This is a genomic window from Microbacterium zouquanmingi, from assembly GCF_052266695.1.
Lineage (GTDB): Bacteria > Actinomycetota > Actinomycetes > Actinomycetales > Microbacteriaceae > Microbacterium.
In genome coordinates, this window is the sequence record NZ_JBQPQZ010000006.1 from 26686 (window position 1) to 45181 (window position 18496).

21 protein-coding genes are annotated in these 18496 nt (G+C 66.2%); 11 read left to right on the forward strand and 10 right to left on the reverse strand.

Annotated features, from left to right (window positions below; all coding sequences use genetic code 11):
• Positions 1–29: 29 nt before the first annotated feature.
• The 6 genes from ACTU6U_RS12970 to ACTU6U_RS12995 all read left to right on the forward strand — a co-directional run bounded on the left by ACTU6U_RS12970 (position 30) and on the right by ACTU6U_RS12995 (position 4956).
• A complete protein-coding gene (locus ACTU6U_RS12970) occupies positions 30–920 on the forward strand; it encodes an HNH endonuclease (protein WP_443469531.1) in 891 nt (296 codons plus the stop codon).
• Positions 921–991: 71 nt separating this feature from the next.
• Positions 992–1330 carry a nucleotide pyrophosphohydrolase gene (locus ACTU6U_RS12975; protein ID WP_443469532.1) on the forward strand — a complete coding sequence of 113 codons (339 nt, stop codon included), beginning with the start codon at positions 992–994 and terminating at the stop codon, positions 1328–1330.
• The gene (locus tag ACTU6U_RS12980; RefSeq protein ID WP_443469533.1) at positions 1327–3063 is read left to right on the forward strand and encodes a DNA/RNA helicase domain-containing protein; all 1737 of its coding nucleotides are present in this window, start codon (positions 1327–1329) and stop codon (positions 3061–3063) included. The genes ACTU6U_RS12975 and ACTU6U_RS12980 overlap by 4 nt, the downstream gene beginning before the upstream one ends.
• A 235-nt stretch (positions 3064–3298) precedes the next feature.
• Positions 3299–3496, forward strand: a complete 198-nt coding sequence (locus ACTU6U_RS12985; RefSeq protein ID WP_443469534.1) for a type II toxin-antitoxin system HicA family toxin — start codon at positions 3299–3301, stop codon at positions 3494–3496.
• Entirely contained in the window at positions 3493–3879 is a 387-nt protein-coding gene (locus ACTU6U_RS12990) for a hypothetical protein (protein ID WP_443469535.1), read from the forward strand. The genes ACTU6U_RS12985 and ACTU6U_RS12990 overlap by 4 nt, the downstream gene beginning before the upstream one ends.
• A 129-nt stretch (positions 3880–4008) precedes the next feature.
• Positions 4009–4956: a zinc-binding dehydrogenase gene (locus ACTU6U_RS12995; protein WP_443469536.1), complete on the forward strand. Its 948-nt coding sequence runs from the start codon at positions 4009–4011 to the stop codon at positions 4954–4956.
• A 47-nt stretch (positions 4957–5003) separates the two neighbouring features.
• Here ACTU6U_RS12995 and ACTU6U_RS13000 read toward each other — a convergent pair whose 3' ends face one another.
• Genes ACTU6U_RS13000 through ACTU6U_RS13010 form a run of 3 tightly spaced genes read right to left on the reverse strand, consistent with a single transcriptional unit; the run spans position 5004 to position 6658 of the window.
• Positions 5004–5180 (reverse strand): hypothetical protein, encoded by a 177-nt coding sequence (locus ACTU6U_RS13000; RefSeq protein ID WP_443469537.1) that lies wholly within the window; start codon positions 5178–5180, stop codon positions 5004–5006.
• 20 nt (positions 5181–5200) lie between these two features.
• Complete coding sequence (locus ACTU6U_RS13005; protein WP_443469538.1) at positions 5201–5767, reverse strand: TetR/AcrR family transcriptional regulator; 567 nt, start codon at positions 5765–5767, stop codon at positions 5201–5203.
• Between the two features lie 39 nt (positions 5768–5806).
• Positions 5807–6658, reverse strand: coding sequence for an SDR family NAD(P)-dependent oxidoreductase (locus tag ACTU6U_RS13010; protein WP_443469539.1), 852 nt, complete (start codon positions 6656–6658; stop codon positions 5807–5809).
• A gap of 186 nt (positions 6659–6844) precedes the next feature.
• Here ACTU6U_RS13010 and ACTU6U_RS13015 point away from each other — a divergent pair, with 186 nt between their 5' ends.
• The gene (locus tag ACTU6U_RS13015; RefSeq protein ID WP_443469540.1) at positions 6845–7840 is read left to right on the forward strand and encodes an SDR family NAD(P)-dependent oxidoreductase; all 996 of its coding nucleotides are present in this window, start codon (positions 6845–6847) and stop codon (positions 7838–7840) included.
• Positions 7841–8031: 191 nt separating this feature from the next.
• Positions 8032–11181: an ATP-binding protein gene (locus ACTU6U_RS13020; RefSeq protein ID WP_443469541.1), complete on the forward strand. Its 3150-nt coding sequence runs from the start codon at positions 8032–8034 to the stop codon at positions 11179–11181.
• On the opposite strand, the gene ACTU6U_RS13025 is transcribed toward ACTU6U_RS13020, so the two are convergent.
• Entirely contained in the window at positions 11159–11647 is a 489-nt protein-coding gene (locus ACTU6U_RS13025) for a hypothetical protein (protein ID WP_443469542.1), read from the reverse strand. The genes ACTU6U_RS13020 and ACTU6U_RS13025 overlap by 23 nt on opposite strands.
• 179 nt (positions 11648–11826) lie before the next feature.
• Here ACTU6U_RS13025 and ACTU6U_RS13030 point away from each other — a divergent pair, with 179 nt between their 5' ends.
• Positions 11827–12360: a large exoprotein gene (locus tag ACTU6U_RS13030; protein ID WP_443469543.1), complete on the forward strand. Its 534-nt coding sequence runs from the start codon at positions 11827–11829 to the stop codon at positions 12358–12360.
• A gap of 14 nt (positions 12361–12374) precedes the next feature.
• Here ACTU6U_RS13030 and ACTU6U_RS13035 read toward each other — a convergent pair whose 3' ends face one another.
• From ACTU6U_RS13035 to ACTU6U_RS13050, 4 genes are all read right to left on the reverse strand, one after another.
• Positions 12375–13241, reverse strand: a complete 867-nt coding sequence (locus tag ACTU6U_RS13035; RefSeq protein ID WP_443469544.1) for a CPBP family intramembrane glutamic endopeptidase — start codon at positions 13239–13241, stop codon at positions 12375–12377.
• A 92-nt stretch (positions 13242–13333) separates the two neighbouring features.
• Positions 13334–14002, reverse strand: a complete 669-nt coding sequence (locus ACTU6U_RS13040) for a response regulator (RefSeq protein WP_443469545.1) — start codon at positions 14000–14002, stop codon at positions 13334–13336.
• Complete coding sequence (locus ACTU6U_RS13045) at positions 13999–15183, reverse strand: sensor histidine kinase (RefSeq protein ID WP_443469546.1); 1185 nt, start codon at positions 15181–15183, stop codon at positions 13999–14001. Before ACTU6U_RS13045 ends, ACTU6U_RS13040 begins: the two co-directional genes overlap by 4 nt.
• A gap of 8 nt (positions 15184–15191) precedes the next feature.
• The gene (locus tag ACTU6U_RS13050; RefSeq protein WP_443469547.1) at positions 15192–15764 is read right to left on the reverse strand and encodes a TetR family transcriptional regulator; all 573 of its coding nucleotides are present in this window, start codon (positions 15762–15764) and stop codon (positions 15192–15194) included.
• Between the two features lie 65 nt (positions 15765–15829).
• Here ACTU6U_RS13050 and ACTU6U_RS13055 point away from each other — a divergent pair, with 65 nt between their 5' ends.
• Both ACTU6U_RS13055 and ACTU6U_RS13060 read left to right on the forward strand, forming a co-directional pair.
• Positions 15830–16417 (forward strand): biotin transporter BioY, encoded by a 588-nt coding sequence (locus ACTU6U_RS13055; protein ID WP_443469548.1) that lies wholly within the window; start codon positions 15830–15832, stop codon positions 16415–16417.
• An 88-nt stretch (positions 16418–16505) separates the two neighbouring features.
• Positions 16506–16649 carry a hypothetical protein gene (locus ACTU6U_RS13060; RefSeq protein ID WP_443469549.1) on the forward strand — a complete coding sequence of 48 codons (144 nt, stop codon included), beginning with the start codon at positions 16506–16508 and terminating at the stop codon, positions 16647–16649.
• Positions 16650–16676: 27 nt separating this feature from the next.
• Here the strand turns inward: ACTU6U_RS13060 and ACTU6U_RS13065 are convergent, their stop codons facing one another.
• Together ACTU6U_RS13065 and ACTU6U_RS13070 are read right to left on the reverse strand one after the other, a co-directional pair.
• Complete coding sequence (locus ACTU6U_RS13065; protein ID WP_443469550.1) at positions 16677–16874, reverse strand: hypothetical protein; 198 nt, start codon at positions 16872–16874, stop codon at positions 16677–16679.
• A gap of 111 nt (positions 16875–16985) precedes the next feature.
• The gene (locus ACTU6U_RS13070) at positions 16986–18476 is read right to left on the reverse strand and encodes an alpha-L-fucosidase (protein ID WP_443469551.1); all 1491 of its coding nucleotides are present in this window, start codon (positions 18474–18476) and stop codon (positions 16986–16988) included.
• Between the last annotated feature and the right edge of the window lie 20 nt (positions 18477–18496).

The window sequence follows — 18496 nt, forward strand, 5'->3', positions numbered from 1 at the left end:
GGACACGCGCGTGCCGGCATAATCACACTATGCGTACGCATCAGCAAGAACTGGCCATCCGCAACGATGTGTTCCACTGGCTCGACCAGAAATTTATCGGCGGTGGCGGATACGAGATTCACCACACTGAACTGAAGTCATACGAGTTTCAAGGCGAGCGCATTCCGTTGCTCGACACCGGCAAGGGCATCCGAAACCCTGCCACGTTTTCGTCGACGCTGTCGATCATGTCCGGCTGGAAGACGAATCGCTACAACGACCATCACGATGACACCGGCTGGGTAACCTACTCCTACCGCGCAGGCGAAGGCGGCGACAATGTGAAGCTCGTTCGCGCGTACGAGAATCAGGACCCGATTATCTACTTCCGGGCTGTGCGCGAAGGGTACTACTTTCCTTACTATCCGATCTTGATCGCGGAGAACGATCATCTTGGCCGCGTGGTCCGATTCCCACTCGAGCAAAGCCTGACGCTGCTCGGCGATCCGATGGACTATACCGCGCAACAGCGCAGCTACGCCGAGACCATCGTTCGTTCACGATTGCATCAGCCGCTCTTCCGCGCGAAGGTCCTGCACGCTTATTCGAGCGCGTGCGCTATTTGTGACTTGCGGCACGCAGGACTACTCGACGCCGCGCACATCATCCCGGACTCAAACGAACACGGTGTCGCCCATGTGAGCAATGGTCTCGCTCTCTGCAAACTGCACCACGCGGCGTACGATCGCTCGTTCTTGGGGATAACCCCGGATTACAAGGTTCAGATAAATGAGCGACTTATGGGCGAGGTCGACGGCCCGATGTTGCGGCACGGGCTGCAAGAAATGCACGGACGTCAAATTCGGTTACCGTCTACCCGAACCGCCCATCCGTCCCGGGAGAATCTGGCCCTGCGGTTCGAGGAGTTCACTAAGTCGTGATCACCGATTGCGACTGGCGCCCGCGCGCTGGTCGCGTGGTCCCAATCTCATGCCCTGCTAGCGTGACGTCCATGCCGACCCCTGCAACCCTCGCCACTCTCCGCGCCTTCGTCGTCGAGCGTGATTGGGACCAGTTCCACTCCCCGGAGAACCTTGCGAAGTCGATCTCGATCGAGGCAGCTGAACTCCTCGAGCTGTACCAGTGGGGCCAGCAGCCGAACCAGGCTCGGGTCGAGGAGGAGCTAGCCGATGTGCTCACTTACTGCTTCCAGCTCGCAACGAAACTCGGCGTCGACATCGACGAGATCGTGCTCAACAAGCTCGAGAAGACACGCGTGAAGTACCCCGTCGAACTCTCTAAGGGAAGCGTCAACCGATACGCGGACCTGCACGGCAACGCAGAATCATGACCTTCAGCATCCAATGCCTGCCCTTCGATCGCGAAGCGGTCGATGCTTGGGCACGCGACGACGCGCGCCATACGAACTGGCCAGTGGTCTACGTGATCGATGGCGTAGAACGCAGAAAGACGCCTGCGCTCTACGTCGGCGAAACGGTCAGCACAGCGACGCGCATGCGCCAGCACCTCGCAGGCTCCAAGAAGGACGAAGGCCTCGAATCCATCCGGGTCGTCGTCGATGAGCGCTTCAATAAGTCGGTCTGCCTCGATCTCGAATCACACCTCATCCGCTGGTTCCACGGAGACGGACGGTATGAGCTCCTCAACGGCAACGACGGGCTCACCGACGCCCAGTACTACGACCGCGATCTGTACCGAGAGTCATTTCGTGATGTCTTCGAAGCACTCCGCGCCGAAGGACTCTTCTCGCGCAGCATCCCGCAGATCGAGAACTCCGACCTCTTCAAACTCTCGCCGTTCAAGGCGCTCAACGACGAGCAGGCCATTGCGATCACCGACATCGTCGAGGGGCTGCTCGAAGATCTGCAGCATCCAGACGCACGCTCAACACTCGTTGTACAGGGAAGCCCCGGCACCGGCAAGACGATCATCGCGATCTTCCTGATGAAGCTGCTCGCGGACATCCGCGATTACCAGGATCACGACGACGCGCAGCCTGATTCGATGTTCGCGGAGTTCTTCGTCCCCGAGAATCGTGAGCTGCTCGCCGACCTGCGCATGGCACTCGTCATTCCGCAGCAATCGCTGCGGGAGTCGGTCAGGAAGGTCTTCAAGAAGACGCCACGACTCGACCCGACAATGGTCATGACACCGTTCCAAGTCGGCGAATCGGATGCTGCGTTCGACCTGATCCTCGTCGACGAGACCCACCGGCTCGGGCAGCGTGCCAACCAGGCGTCGGGCGTGCAGAACAAGAAGTTCCGCGACATCAACGTCGCCCTGTTCGGCGCAGATGACCCGAAATACACGCAACTCGACTGGCTCAAGGCCCGCAGCACGCATCAGCTTCTGCTCGTCGACGGCGAACAGAGTGTTCGCCCGCATGACCTCTCGCCGACCCTGCTCTCGGCGGAGACGCTGGCGGCGAGCGACCTGCACCGCCATTACCGACTCACGACGCAGATGCGGGTGCGGGCCGGCGCCGACTACGTCGAGTACGTGCGGGCGCTGCTGCGCGACGAGCATCCCACGCTCCCCGATCTCGGCGAATACGACCTGCAATTCTTCGACGACCTCGGCGAGATGCAGGCAGCGATCCGCACTCGCGATGCCGAAGTCGGGCTCTCGCGCCTCGTTGCCGGGTACGCCTGGGACTGGCGCTCTCGACGGGATCCCACGGCGTTCGACATCGAACTCGACGGCGTTCAGCTGCGGTGGAACAGCACGGACAAGGACTGGATCAACTCACCTCGGTCACTCGATGAAGTCGGGTCGATCCACACGGTGCAGGGCTACGACCTCAACTACGCCGGCGTGATCATCGGACCAGATCTTGGCGTCTCACCTTTTTCAGGCCAGATCGTCGCCGATTGGGACGCGTACCGCGACAAGAAGGGCAAGGAGAACACCGGGCACCTCAAGGATGCGTTCGGTGACGATGACCTGCTCGTCTTCATCCGCAACATCTACGGCGTGCTGCTGACGCGCGGGATGCGCGGCACGTATGTGTACGTGTGTGATCCAGGGTTGCGGGAGAGGTTGCGCTTGCTGCTCCAGAGGTGATGTCGGTGGTTGCTCCTAGTGTCAGCAGTGTGCTGAACGGCACAAGCTTCACCTCGACAAAGGAGTCCACCATGCGGGTATCCGCGTACTACTCGACCAACCCATCAGACCCCGACGTTCACCACGTCCACAGCAACTGCCCGAATGGGCAACAGATCCCTGCTCAGAACAAGAAGCCGGGGACCAAACCGGCTGGGGCCCAGTTCACCCAGCAAAGTGTCTAGTGAGATAGACTGTGGTCTCTGAGCAACCAACGCGTAAGGTCACCAAGATGCTCAGGCGCAAGGGTTGGCGCCCGCTGCGGGCAGTGGGGAGCCACACCACGTGGGAAGGACCGAATGGAACACTCTTCACTCTCCCCGATGGTCACGGCACTATCAGCCCCGGCGTGTACCGCAAGCTCTTGAAGACTCTGAACGAGGACAACCGATGACTGCATACGACGCGACCGTGGTCCGCGACGGCAAGTGGTGGATGGTGAGCATCCCTTCCCTTGACGGCCTCACCCAGGCGCGCCGTCTGACTGAGGCAAAAGAGATGGCACGCGAGTACATCGCGGCATCCCAGAGTGTTCCTCTTGAGACCGTGACCGTTGATCTCCACTTCGCGCCGATCGGCGGAATCGAAGACGTCACCACCCGCATCGCCAAGATCACCGAAGCCCGCAGGCGCGCTGCCGAGCTTGAGAAGACCGCGTCACGTGACGCTACCGAACTCGCACGCAGCCTCACCGCCGCCGACATTCCTATGCGCGACATCGGCGCGATGCTCGGCGTCTCACATCAGCGGGCTCACCAGTTGATCTCGCCACGCTGAATATTCCATTCATCTGCATATTCTGCTCCCGGCGAACTCTGCCCCTCATGCGCGCCCACGTGCCTACCCTGGAAGGACGAGGGAGCAACATCCCGTCGCTCCCAGAACCATCGTTCTAAGGAGATCCCCATGCGCGCATGGCAGTTCGTCGGAACCCACAAGCCATTTGAACGTGTCGATATCGAAGAGCCGACCGCCGGTCCCGGCAAGGTCGTCATTGACGTGAAGGCAGCGGGGCTGTGCCACTCCGACGTCGGCATCCTCGAAGACGAGAAGTGGCTGCTCACCATGAAGGAGCTGCCTGTCGTCCCTGGCCACGAGACCGCAGGAGTCATCAGCGAGGTCGGCGAGGGCGTCACCGACTGGAAGGTCGGCGACCGCGTCGCTGTCTGGCCGCTCGCCGATCTCATGGGCTACATGGTCAACGGCGCCTGGGAAGACCGTGCCGAGGTCAGCACCGACGCGCTCATCGCCATTCCCGATGACGTGAACTTCGCCCAGGCCGCCGCAGCGACCGACGCAGGCATGACTTCGGTCGGCGCGCTCTCAACCGCCGGCGTCGAAGCAGGCATGAAGGTCGGCGTCATCGGCTTCGGTGGACTCGGCCAGATCGGCGCCCGCGTCGCACACCTGCGCGGCGCCCAGGTCTACGTCGCCGAGATCAACGAGGCAGTCTGGGACAACGCCCGCGAGGCAGGAGCGGTCGAGGTCGCGAAGTCGATCACGGAGTTCGCCGACGTCGAGCTCGACGTCATCATCGACTACGCCGGATTCGGCGTCACCACCCGCGACGCCCTGCAGACCGTGAAGTCCTCGGGTGGCGGACGCGTCGTGCAGGTCGGCATGGGCAAGCTGGAAGCCACCATCGACACCTACTCGCTGATCCTCGGCCGTAAGCAGCTGCACGGCTCGATGGGCGGCACCAAGCAAGACATCGAAGAGACGATGCGCTTCATGGCCTCGGGCGACCTGAAGCCCACGATCACCGAGATCGACTTCGAGGAGATCCCCGCCGGCATCAAGCAGCTCACCGACGGCACCGTCGTCGGACGCCTGGTCGCGAAGGTCGCCGACTAACCCTCGCGCTCCCTGGGCCCAACCGGGCCCAGGGAGTCAGGCCGGAATCACTCCGACCGGCTGAACATCCCCCGAAGCACCAGAAACACCACGAGCGCGACCACCGCGACAAGCAGCAGCTTCACGACGAACCACAGCACGCTGAACAGCACGCTCACCAGGGTCCACGCGATGATCACGGCGAGAACGACGCCGACGATGGTCCACAGGGTGCTCTTGTTCATGTGTTCCAGGGTACGGCGAGTCAGCGCGCAGAGATCCCCCGCATCAGCACGTCGACCACAGCACCCACCCGCGCCTCATCGAGCGGTCTGCCCAGCAGCGCCGCGTACGAAGACATCGCGATGAACTGATCCGCGACGACCGCGACGTCGACGTCGCTTCTCACATCCCCCGCGTCCTGCGCCACCCGAAGACGCGAGATAACCTGCTCGACGATCGGACCGGCCAGGCGCTCGTTCAACCGCAAGCCGAGCACAGCATCCGTCGCGGTCACCGCGATCAGCGCCCGCGCGACCTCGACGCTCGCGCCGTGCGAAGCATCCGAAGACATCGCCGAGAACCAGGCCCGCAGATCCTCTGCCAGATCCTCCGACACGGGAAGCGCAGGCGTAGGCAGCGAACCATCGAGCAGCGCCTCACCGAGGATCGCGGCCTTCGACGACCACCAGCGGTAGATCGTCTGCTTCGAGACGCCTGCCTCGGCCGCGAGGCCTTCGATCGTCACCGACTCGTATCCATCCGACGTCACCGCAGCACGCATCGTCGCCAGTACGGACTGGCGGGCTTTCTCACTGCGAGGACGAGGCATTCATCGAGCGTATCGGGCACCTGGTTCGGACGAAGCGGCTCAGCATGCCGCCTCAGTGAGATCCCACATCAGCCGCGCCTCCCGGTCATTCCGCAACGACCGGAACAACCGCCGTTCGCGCGGAGCGCCCGACAGCCCGAAAGGTCCACCGGGCGCGAAGAAGCTGCCCGGCGCAGCATCCCTCTCCAGTGCCATCAACGCGGGCTCCGCCGCGCGGGCAGGAGGGTTACCCAGATACCGCGCCAGCCGCGCCATCGTGCCGCGTTCTCCTCCGGGCACCCTGCGACGCAACTCGGCAGCGATGCCAGTGTCGGGCGCAACGCCCGGATGACACAGATTCACGCCCAGACCCCAGTTTTCCAGTGCATTCTGCCGCGCCAGCTCGACGCCCCACAGCCCGAGCGCGCGCTTCGACCCGGCATACGCACGCCACGCGCTGTACCGCCGTTCGCCCTCGAGATCGTCGAGGCTGCCGCGAGCCGCCGCCACACTGAGCTCCACCGCGATGCGCGCACTCCCCTCACGGAGCGCAGGCATCAGCTCACGTGTCAGCGCAGCATGACCGAGGAAGTTCGTCTGCAGATGCAGCTCGTGCCCGTCGGCAGAAATATGCCGCTCCCGATCCCCGAGCAGAATGATCCCCGCATTAATCACATACAACTCGATCGGCTCGCCCGCGGCGCGCAGGTTCTCTCCGAGCGACGTCACCGTCGCGAAGTCTGCCAGGTCGAGATCGCAGAGCTCAAGCGACGCATCCGGCATCGTCTCTCGGATGCTGCGGACCGCAGACTCCCCTCGCCCACGATCACGCACCGGAAGAAGCACATGCGCACCATCTGCAGCGAGTGCCCGCGCGATCTCCCGGCCGACCCCGTTGCTCGCCCCGGTCACGAGCGCGCGCCGCCCCCTCCACCTTCTGGCCATCGCTTCCTCGCTTCGTCGACTGGTGCTCCCACAGTGTCCGACCGCCCACGAAGCGGCAAGCCCCCAGCGACTTCCGTTCCTCTTCGGCGTAGACTCCTAATAACGAGACGTACCGTTGCGAAACATGCAGACGGCGGACGAAAGGGAGAAATCATGGCACTGACCGCACACTCCACCATCGGCGAATGGCTGAACGACGAGGTCGGCGGTGAGCTGGTGCGCGGCATGCTCGCGCAGTCCGGTGCCAACCCCGATTCCCTCGCCCCCGTGCTCGGTCTGCCCCTGCAGCAGCTCGTTGTTCTCAGCCAGGGTCAGATGCCGCAGTCGGTCGTCGACGACCTCGTCCGCGCGGCCAACGGCGGCGAGATCCCCGAAGACACCGGCCCCGCGGGCTGGGTCGAGAAGATCACCCCTGGCCGCTTCGCAGGAAAGACCGTGATCGTCACAGGTGCGGCATCCGGAATCGGCAAGGCCACCGCCTCCCGCATCGCCCGTGAAGGCGGGCGCGTGATCGCCGCCGACATCTCCGCCGAGAAGCTCACCGCACTCGCCGAAGAACTTCCGGGCATCGTCACCGTCGCAGGCGACCTCACCCAGCAAGGCGCGATCGACGCCGTGCTCGCCTCCGCCGGCGACCGCATCGATGCCCTCGCCAACGTCGCCGGCATCAACGACGATTTCTCGCCCGCCGGCGAGACGACGGATGCCGTGTGGGACCGCGTCATCGCCATCAACCTCACCGCCCCGTTCAAGCTCATGCGCGCGGTGCTGCCCGTCATGGAGAAGGCCGGCCGCGGCGCGATCCTCAACGTCGCCAGCGAAGCGGGCCTGCGCGGCAACGCGTCGGGCAACGCCTACACCGCCAGCAAGCACGGCATCATCGGCGTCACGAAGTCCGCCGCCTTCATGTACGGACCGAAGGGCATCCGCGTGAACTCCGTCGCACCCGGCGGCGTGGCCACCGGCATCCCGATGCCTCCCAACATGTCTTCCGCGGGGTCGGCACGCCTGTCCCCGTTCCAGCGCGCGATCCCCGCACTGGCGACCGCCGAAGAGCTCGCTGCGTCCATCACCTTCCTCCTCAGTGATGACGCAGTGAACATCAACGGCGCGATCGTCGCGAGCGACGGCGGGTGGTCGGTGCAGTAACCCGCGGCGCCCCGCGCCCGGCCGGCTGCCGCGCTCATGCGGGATACTTTTGGTCGGTTATGAGTGCGCATAACAGACCAAAGTCATCCCGCATAAGCGCGGTGCCGGCGCAAGGAAGCATGAGCGCCCCGACGCCCGACCAACCCCACTGATATGGTGACGCCTGATGGGGTGGGAAAGGACGTGAGGGTGTGCTCGACGTCTCAGTACTGGGCGCGGTCAAGGCCAGCACTGGTGGCCTTGAACACCCTCTCGGCAGCGCCAAGCAGCGCGGACTCCTCGCTCACCTCGTCGTCTCACGCGGGCGGACGCTGTCACCGCAGTACCTGATCGACGAGCTGTGGGATCAGTCTGCGCCCCGAAATCCCGGCCACGCCCTGCAGGCGCACATTTCGCGCTTGCGCGCGGCGATCCCGGTAGAGATCACCCTCGCCGACGGCGGATACCGGATCGACCCGGCACATGTGCACACGGATGCCGCCCACTTCGAGCTCCTCGTCCAGCAGGGCGGCGTCTCGCTGTCCGACGGCGACTTCTCCCGCGCAACCGCGCTGCTCAGCGACGGCCTCGACCTCTGGCAGGGGACGGCCTACACAGGACTCCACGATCACACCGTGCTGCGAGCAGAATCCGCACGGCTCGGTACCCTGCGCTCGAGCGCGCTCGCAGACCGCATCGACCTCGATCTCGCACTCGGACAAAGCGCCGCGGTGCTCTCCGAACTCCACGCCCTCGTCGAAGAGAACCCCCTCACCGAACGCCACTGGGGCCAGCTGATCGCCGCTCTCTACTGCGACGGACGCACACAAGAAGCTCTCGACGCCTTCGCCCGCGCACGCGCGACCTTCGCCGAACACCTCGGTGTCGAACCCAGCAACGAGCTCAGCCGACTGCACCTCGGCATCCTTCAGGAGCAGCCCGCAGAATCGCTCCTCCGACTCTCGAGCGCGACGGTCGCCGAGTCCGAATCAGATCTCCCGACTCCGGATGCCGCAGTGCACAGCATCACCTCGCACCGACCCGATCTGCTCGCAGCCCTGCTGCGCGAGGGACGAACGACCCTGCTGACCGGCCCTGCCGGCATCGGCAAGACGCACCTGCTGCGTGCGATCCGCGCGCGATTCGAAGCGCACCGCTGCACCGTATCGCTGCTGACCGCGACTCCGCTCAGCCATGCCGTGCCGCTCGGCATCTTCGCCGGTATCGTGCCCGAGAAGTGGCTGACCCCCGCGCTGCTCGTCGACCATTTCACCCGAAACCGCTCGAACACGGTACTGCTCGTCGACAATGTCGAGCAGCTCGACGACGCATCCCTCTTCGTCGTCAGTCAGCTCATCCGCAACTCACGCATGCCGACGATCCTCACCGCCACCGACCTCGAAAGCACCCCGGGCGAGATCCACGCTCTCTACGACAGCGGCGAGCTCGCCGAGATCACCGTCGAACCGCTCACCGCCGATGACGCCCGCGAGCTCGTGCTGCACACGATCGGCGGCAGCCTCACCCCGGCATCCGCTGCCCGAATCTTCGCCATGGCGCAGGGCAACCCGCTGCACCTGCGTGAGATCCTCACCGCCTCGGTGCGCGAAGAGCGCCTCGTACGCACCGAACATGGCTGGGACCTGCACGACGACCCGGTCTCGTCCAGGCGCCTCACCCGCCTGGTCGGCGAGCGCTTCAGCGGCCTCAACGAGGCCGCCATCGAGGCGGCCTCGAAGATCGCAATCGCGGGAGAGCTTCCGATCGCAGCCCTCGGCGATGTCGAAAGACGGATGCTGGCGCGCGCCGACGTCGTCGTCTACTCAGTCCCAGGGTGGCTGCGCCTCTCGCACCCTCTGGACGGCGACTTCCTGCGCGGCCAGTTCAGCGATGCTCTCTGGCGCGAGCTCTCGCTCGAAGTGCTCAGCGCGCTCAGCAGCGACGAGGCCCAGGCGTTCCCCGCCGTGCGTCGCCACGTGCACATCCTCCGCCTCGAGCTCAGCGAGCCTGTCGACATCATCCCCACGCTCGAACTCGCCCAGTACGCGCTCGGCGCCTTCGATGAGCGCCTCGCGCTGCGCGCCGCGCGCGCCGTGATCGACCTCGATCCCGACAGCACCGATGCCCACCGGATCGCCGGCACCGCGGCATCCACCCTCGGCGATGCCGAATCGGCGACCACGTACTTCGTGACCGCCGCCCGCACCGCCGTGACAGACGCTGAGCGCACAGCCGCAGCGCTCGCCCACGCGCAGCATGAGGGACTGCGCAACCACGACGCCTGCGCCGCGCTGAACCTCATCAATAATGCCGTCGGCACCGTCGATGACCCTGTCGAAGTGCAGCATCTGCAGCGCGACGCGACGCGCTGGGCCGCGATCGCCGGGCAGACGAGCGAGATCGCCGACGCTCCAGGAACCACCACCGACGCGATAGCGGTGCGCGGGCTCATCACCGCGGCCAACTCCGCAGCCGTCACCGGCCCGCTCCAAGACGCCACCCTCACTCTGCAGCGACTGAACCTCACTCCCGAAGAGCTCATCGCGCAGGTTCCCGGCGGGGCCGAACTCATCGAGCTCATCGCCATCGTGGCACTTTCGAACACCGGCGACCTCACCGCCAGTCGTCGACGATTCAACCGTGCCATCACCCGCACCGAGACCGGTTCTTCGGAGTCCCTCGGCAGCTGGGAGTACGGACTCGCGCTCATCGACCTGCTTTGCGACGACGTGCGCCGCGCCTATGAGGGCGCCGAATCCGCCACCCGCCATCTGCAATGGCGCGACTCTTCAGGACTGCTGCCGGCCGCGACAGCTCTCGCCGGAGCCGCCGCCCTCGCCACCGGACGTGCGGAAGAATCGGATGCTCGGTTCGCCGCCATCCCCGCCTCAGCCGATACCGACCCGAAAGTGGTCATGCTGCGCGCCTGGACTCAGGCCTGGCATGCGCGCGCGGCCGGATGCGGCGGCGAGGCCGCCCGACTGCTCTTGGATGCCGCCCGCCGAATCCTGCTCGCACAGCACACCTACTTCGCCGGGCTGCTGGCGCACTGCGCGGTGCGCGCAGTCGGTGCTGCGCGCACCGAACACGCCGACCTGCTCGCCGAAGCGATCGCACTACTGAATGAAGCCCATGCGATCGGCGGCGGCGGCCTTCTCGGTTTCGCCACGCGGCACGCGATAGCCACGGCATCCGCAGACCGGATCACCCTCGACGCGCTCGCGCGCGAAGCAGACACCCTCGGAATGGCGGCGTCCGCCGCCGACACGCGCCGGATTCTCGGCCGTCCCCACAGAGCCGATTCCACCGGCGGCATGGCGCTCTGGGCGCCAGAACCGCCTACTCCTGGGCGCCAACGATGACGGTGTAGTTCACCCGACTGTCCTCTTCTTCATCACCCGCCAAGATTGCGGCAGACACGGTCAACGCGTCGCCCTTCTTGTACATGACCGTGTACATCACCCCGAAGTCGTTCACTGCGGTCTCTTCCCAGCCCGCGAAATCTGCCGTGACCTGTTCCACGAGCTCTTCCTTGCTGCGCGGGTCGGTCACGATGACCAGCATCCCCTCCGCAACGGCCATGCTCTGAACGATGTTCTGGCTGACCAGCTTCACGTCCGGGGGGAAGTTCGCCGGCAGCTCGCCGAAGCTGACATCGACCTCGCCACCGCCCACCCCTTCGATGATGCTCTCCGCGGTGTCCTTCGCGTTGTCCTCGGTCACCTGTTCGACGAACGCATCGAGCGGATTCGCGAAGCATCCGGTCAGCATCGCCGCGATGACCACGGCCAGCGCACCACCGGTGATCCGTGCAGATCTGCGCCTCATGGTTGTCCCCCTGCTCTCTATGATTCCCTCGTAGCGCAGTTCAGCAGACCGCACTCACAGAGCGCTCACACGCGCCCGCACCCGCGTTACGGCCCCGCGCCGGTCGGGCCGCGTGAGCGGTCTGTGAGCCGACCCTGGTTGCATGGCGCACGCTGATACACCGATTCAAGGGGGAACAGATGGACGCTTACTCAGGACTGCTCGCTGCCTACATGGCTGCCATGGTCGGCATGGTCATCTTCGCTGTGCTCGCCTACGTGCTCACGGCGTTCTTCATGTCGAAGGTCTTCGCGAAGGCCGGCGTGCACGGCACCTGGCGGGCGTGGGTGCCCGTCTACAACTTCATCGTATTCTTCAAACTGGGCGACCTGAGCCCGTGGCTGGTTCTCTACTGCGTCGGCGGCGCTGTGCTGCTCAGTTGGATCGGCATCGGGTTCATCTTTTCTCTCGCACTCTTCCTCGGCGGCGGCGTGGCGGCGTATCGAATCGGCATGAAGCTCGGCAAGGAGACCGGCTTCGTCGCCTTCTGGCTGATCCCCGTGCTGTGGCTCGGCATCGTGGCCTTCAACAAGGACCAGTGGAACACCGCCGTCGCACCCGCACAGTGGGCCGGCAATGGATTCCTCGCCGACCGCACCGTGTGGGAGGGTGTGCCTGTACAGACCGCGACGGGCCCGGCACTCCCCGGCACGCCGGCCGGAGCCGACGCCTGACGCCGCTGTCCTGCTCAGCCCGCGAGGGCGATGGGGCCTTCGGCGCGGATGCGGCGGCGAGCCGCGACGATCATCAGCGTCGAGAGCACGAGGCTCAGGCCGACAGAGACGACGGATGCTTCGACACCGAAGCCGCCGCCCGTGAGCCAGTCGTCGCCGTGCACCGTGGTCTCGAACAAGCCAGGGTTGCGGTGTCCGGATACCGGAATGCCGAACAGGCTCTGGACGGTGTTCCACACGAAGTGCAGTCCGATCGCGAACCACAGGTTGCGGCGCCACACGAAGGCGGCACCGATCAGCACGCCCGCTTCGACCGTGATCGCGAAGCCGCTCCACAGTGACGCCCCGGGGTTCAGCATGTGCGCGCCGCCGAACAGCAGAGCGGTGACCGCGATCGCCACCCACGGGCCGACGTACTTCTCGAACACCTGCAGCGCGAGACCGCGGAACACGAGCTCCTCGATGACGGCGGCGCCGAGATTCACTGCGACCGCGAGCATGACGGTGGTGAAGACATCCACCGGATGCCACTGCACGGTGTAGCCGCCGAGGGCGGCGACGATCATCACCGAGGCGATGATGAAGAACGCTCCGACCGCACCGCCGAGCAGGAACTCGCGTCCGGCTGCCCATCTCAGCTCGGGAGTGCGGCGGCGGGCGAGCACGCGCATCGTCAGCAGGTACAGACCGATTGAACCCGCCGTGCCGATGAGCGCCGCAGCGATCTGGAACGGAGTGCTCATCTCGGAGGCGACGCCGGTGAGCACCGCGTAGACGATCACGATCGCGGCGGCGCCGAGCACGAGCCAGACCGGCGGAAAGGCGAATATGCGCCGGACGATCCCGGGCTTGTCGAGGGTGGGGGTGATGGACGAGGTCATCTCATGTCTCCGCTTCAGGCCGCGTCTCGGCCGTACTTCGACAGTAGAAATTCGACTGACGCCGCGAATCCCCCGAAGGTGGACAATCCCGCTCAGTGTCCGGCGATGCCCACCCGGTGCGCGAACACGACGGCCTGCACTCGATCACGCAGACCGAGCTTCAGAAGCACCCGCGACACATAGGTCTTCGCCGTCTCGGCGCCCACGGTCATCGCCTCGGCGATCTCGGCATTCGACATCCCCTCGGCGAGAAGAGTGAGCGCCTCGAGTTCGCGGCCGGTGAGCGTCTCGAGCGCACCATCGTCGGCGAATGCCGGTCGGATGCGGTCGCCGAAGGCCCCGATCAGCGCACGAGTTGCCGCGGGATCGATGAGCGCGTCGCCGCGGGCGATCGTGCGCAGCGCATGCAGGAGCGCTTCGGGCCTGGTGTCTTTGAGCAGGAAGCCGCTCGCGCCCGCCCGCAGCGCGTCATAGACGTAGGAGTCGAGATTGAACGTCGTCACCACGAGCACGCGCGGTGGCCGCTCGCTCGCCGCGATGATCTCGGCCGTCGCGGCGATGCCGTCGAGCCGCGGCATCCGCACGTCCATGACGACCAGATCCGGCTGCACGAGTGCGGCGAGCTCGACTGCTGCGCTGCCGTCTTCGGCGGTGCCGACGACCTCGAAGTCGGGTTGAGAACCGATCACCCGCGCGAATCCGTCACGGACCAGCGCCTGGTCATCCGCGATGATCACCCGCTGAGCCGTCTGCCCGCTCACCTGGTCCACCTCGCGGTCGTCGTGTACTGGTTTCCGGTGGCCTCGCTGGTGAAGGTGCCGCCGATCTCTGCCACCCGGTTCGCCATTCCTGAGGTACCGCGGCCTGATCCCACTGCGTCCGGGCTCGCGGTTGCGGCGAGTGCGTTGATGATCGTCAGCGCCATCTCGTTCTCGGTCGCCGCGATGACCAGCTGCACCGGCATTCCCCTGGCGTGCTTCATCGCGTTGGTGACCGCCTCCCGCGCGACGCTGCGCATCACGGCCACGACCTCGGGAGGGAGCTCGTCGACGGCGCCGGTGAGTCGGAGCGAGATCGGATAGCCCGTCTCCTTCAGCCGCTGCACCATGTTCGAGATGTCGCCTGCTTCGGCGAGCGCGGCAGGGCTGTGCGCTGCGGCATCCGGATCGAGAGTGCCCAGAAGCGAACGCAGCTCGGTGAGGGCGAGGCGCCCGGTCGATGCCACCGACGTGAAGATCGCGTCGCGCTCCGCAGCGCCATCGGGCGTCTCGGCGAGATAGCGGGCGGACTCCGACTGCACGACCATCGCCGTCACGTGATGGGTGACGATGTCGTGCAGGTCGCGTGCGAGCAGGGATCGTGCGGCACGGTCTGCGTCTGCGGCAGCCCGCTCGAGCCGTGCGGACTGCTCAGCCCGCCAGCGACGCACGAGCTCTCCGGTGACCCACGGCACGGCGAGGACGGCGGCGAAAGTGATCCAGTCGATGGGCTTTTCCGGCGATCGCTGAGCGACGAGCACCGCGACCAGGGTGAGGTACACCGCGGCACTCGCCAGCACGACTGCCAGCCGCCCGCGACGAAGATGCACCCCGCACGAGTACAGCGCGATCAGCAGTCCCAGCCCGGCAAGGCCGGTACTGGCGCCGAGCGTCTGCGTCACCGCGAAAGCGATGCCGCTCAGCGCCAGGGCCAGCGCGGGAACAGCCCGCCGCAGGGTGAGCGGAAGCGTCTGCGCGACCACCAGCATGACCGGAACCCACAGCGGGTACTCCCGCTGCATCTCGCCGAGACGCAGGCCGTCGATGCCGAGCGGCAGCAGCGACACCAGCATCAGCGCGACTGCCCCGATCCCGTCGCGCACCACCGGGCGTGCGGAGCGCCACCGCTCGCCCATCCCGCCGCGTGCACCCGGCCGGTCGCGTGCACCCGACCGGTCGGCCACGCGCGCGCTCATCGGGTGCGGGCCGAAGCGTGCACGCCGGCGACGACCATCGCGAGCCCGGCGGCGAAATCATCGCTGCCCTGCTGTGCGCCCGAGGGAACGAGGCCGACCGAGGCATCCGCTGCGCCCACGATCGCCGCGTGCAGACGTTGCTGCTCGTGGAACGTGTACCCGATCACGTAGTGCACGACGGTGTCGGCAGCGACTTCGGCGGCCGCGGCATCCAGCCCGATCTCTCGCGCTGCGCCCACCAGTTCGGCGCGGGCGGGCAGGTCGAGCAGTCCGAGTGCGAGCGAGCTCGACACGATCTCGGCACCGTCGCGGTGGTCGAGCAGACGGTCGCGCAGTGCGCGGGCGATGGCATCCAATTGATCGGATGCTGACACCGCACCCGCGATCTGCGCACTCACGGCGGCGAGCAGCGCCTGCTTGTTGGGGAAGTGCCAGTACAGTGCGCTGACCTGCACCTCAAGTTCGTCGGCGATGCGCCGCATCGAGAGCCCGGGCAGTCCATTCTCTGCCAGCACGCGCATGGCCGCGGCGACGACTGTTTCTTTGTCGTTGCGAGCGGGTGCGTTCATAGTGCTACTCTACCGAACGGTGTTCAGGTGAACACTGTTCTAGTGAACGTCGTTCAGGAGGAACCATGTCCGCAACCGCGACCCATGCCCCACGCGTCCCCGTGCTCGCCGATCTCGTGCCCGGTGCGCGCGTTCGCGATGTCGCCCTGGTGCTCATCGGCACCGCGTTCATCACCGTCGCCGGCTACATCGCCATTCCCCTGCCGTTCACCCCTGTGCCGCTGTCGCTGGCGACTTTCGCGGTGCTGCTCACCGGCGCGAGCCTGGGCCCGCTGCGCGGCGGAATCAGCGCGGGGCTCTATCTCGCCCTCGGCATGGTCGGGCTGCCGCTGTTCGCGAACGGGTCAGCGGGATGGGCGTTCTCGTCGTTCGGCTACATCGTCGGATACGTCGTTGCCGCCCTCGTCGTCGGCACCCTCGCCCGCCATCGCTCCGACCGGAACGCATGGTCGACGCTCGGCCTTGCGAGCCTCGGATCGCTGACGATCTACGCGTTCGGCGTGCCGTGGCTGGCCGCATTCCTCGGCGTCGACCTGGCCACCGCACTCGGATTGGGAGTCGTTCCGTTCCTGATCGGCGACGCGATCAAGATCGCCGCGATGGCGGGGTTGCTGCCGCTGGCGTGGCGGCTTATTGACCCCTCCCGCCGCTGACGCCCCTCCCGCCGCTGACGCCGCTGACGCCGCTGCGCGGTCACGCGGCGCGGCGGCAGAGGTGGCGCGCTTGCGCAGGGGGCGCGGGATGAAAAAAACGCCTCGCAAGGCCACCGGAGGCGCGATGTCTGCGGCGACGGCGTCCTGCCCGCGGTACGCGATCGGTCCGGTCGTGGTGGGGAAGGCCGTCGCGGTGCGGCCGGTGCCGATCCCCGCTACCGGGTCGGCGTAGGCGTCGGCGTCGGCGAACGCTCGGCGGTCACGCCGATCGAGGAAGCTCGTCAGCACGACGTTGCCGCTCGACGACCTCGGCGACGGCTTCACCGATCAGCGCCTCGAACTGCGGGGTGGACTCCAGCGTGAAACCGTCCTCCGCGAGCGAGCGCGAAGCATTGGCATCGAGCAGCGCCTGCGTGCGCGGCAGGCTGCCTGACGTCGTGGTCTGGATCTCGGTCACGGGAACTCCTTAACGCGGGGTGAGACCACACTACGATTCAGCGCGCTCGCGCACACCTCACGTGTCCGTCCGTGACTCTGAGTCTCAGAACCCGGGCGCTCGGTGCGCCCCTCAGCGCACCCCGGTGATGCGCAGAGTGTGCACCGGAGCATCCGCAAGCGCATCGGGAACCTCGACGGCGAGCTTGCCGTCGACCACGCTGTGCGCCACAGGCCCGACCCCGAGCAGCTCGACGGCAACGCGCTCATCCGATACGGCGATCTGCTCGATCACGTGCCGACCGGCGGGCGGCGTCTGATCCATCAGGAACGCGTGCAGCACGGCGTTCGACCGAGTGAACCGCAGTGAGGTACCGCGATCGGTGCGCCCCTCGGCGATCCGCCAGGGGCGCGTGCCCTTGATCGCCGTGCCGTTGACGGCCATCCACGCCCCCAGCGCATCCAGCACCCGCTGCTGCTCGACCGGGATCGTGCCGTCGGCATCGGGTCCGACGCCGAGCAGAAGGTTGCCGTTCTTGCTCACGACGTCGACGAACCCGCGCACGAGGTCTGCGACATCGATCATGTCCTCCGCGCGCTCGTTGCGGTTCAGCGCAAACGAGTGCCCGACCCCACGCGTCTGCTCCCACTTCTCGGCCTGCACCTCATCGAAGGTGCGGTACTCGGGCGTTGTGAAGTCTGAGTGCCGGGCAGCCGGAAAACCGACCTGCTTGAACGCTGGGGGCATGAGCGGCCAGAAAATCTCCGTGGCTGCACCGACCAGCTTCGTGACGAACGCCGCGAAGCGGCCTCGCTGTGCCGGGCCTTCTGCCCACCGGTCGTTGATCACACCATCGGGAACCTGCTCGTAGTATGCGCGGAACAGCGCCGGCAGGTCGCCGCCGCCCGGCCAGCCGATGTCGTTCCACAGCACGCTCGGCCGGTAGCGCTCGATCAGCTCGCGCACGTGTGCCGTCGCGTACTGCTCATAAGCGGCCTCCGCGGGCAGCGCGAGCATCGCGTCGGCATTGCGCTTCATGATGACATCGTGCACCGACCAGTCGTAGCCACCCGAGTAGTACAGCCCCATCCGCATCCCGGCCCCGCGCACCGACTCGGTGAGATCGCCGACCAGATCACGATCGGCGTACCGCTGCGTGCCGCGTGGGTGCTCGACCTGGCTCGGCCACAACGTGAAGCCGTCATGGTGCTTCGAGGTGAGCACCACGTATTCGGCGCCCGCGTCGCGCAGGAGCGCGGCGAGATGATCCGTGTCAGCAGCGGATGCTGCGCGATCGAAGTCACCTGCGAACTCGTAGTAGTCACGGTCGCCGTAGGTCGCGAGATGGTGCTGCGCCGATGGGCTGCCCGGCACGCGGTAGCTGTTGCGATACCACTCCGAGTACGGGTTCGCCCCGTAGAGGCCGCGCACCCCCGACTTCGCGATGATCGCGTTGATGTGCTCGACTCGCGGCGCCCACGCCGGAACGGAGTACAGCCCCCAGTGCAAGAAGATGCCGAGCTTCGCATCGTGGAACCAGTCGGGGACTTCGCGCCCGCTGAGCGTATCCCACGCCTCATCCGGTGTCTGATCCGAAGACTTTACGTCTGCCGCGCGCGCCATGATTCACCGGTTCTGTCGAA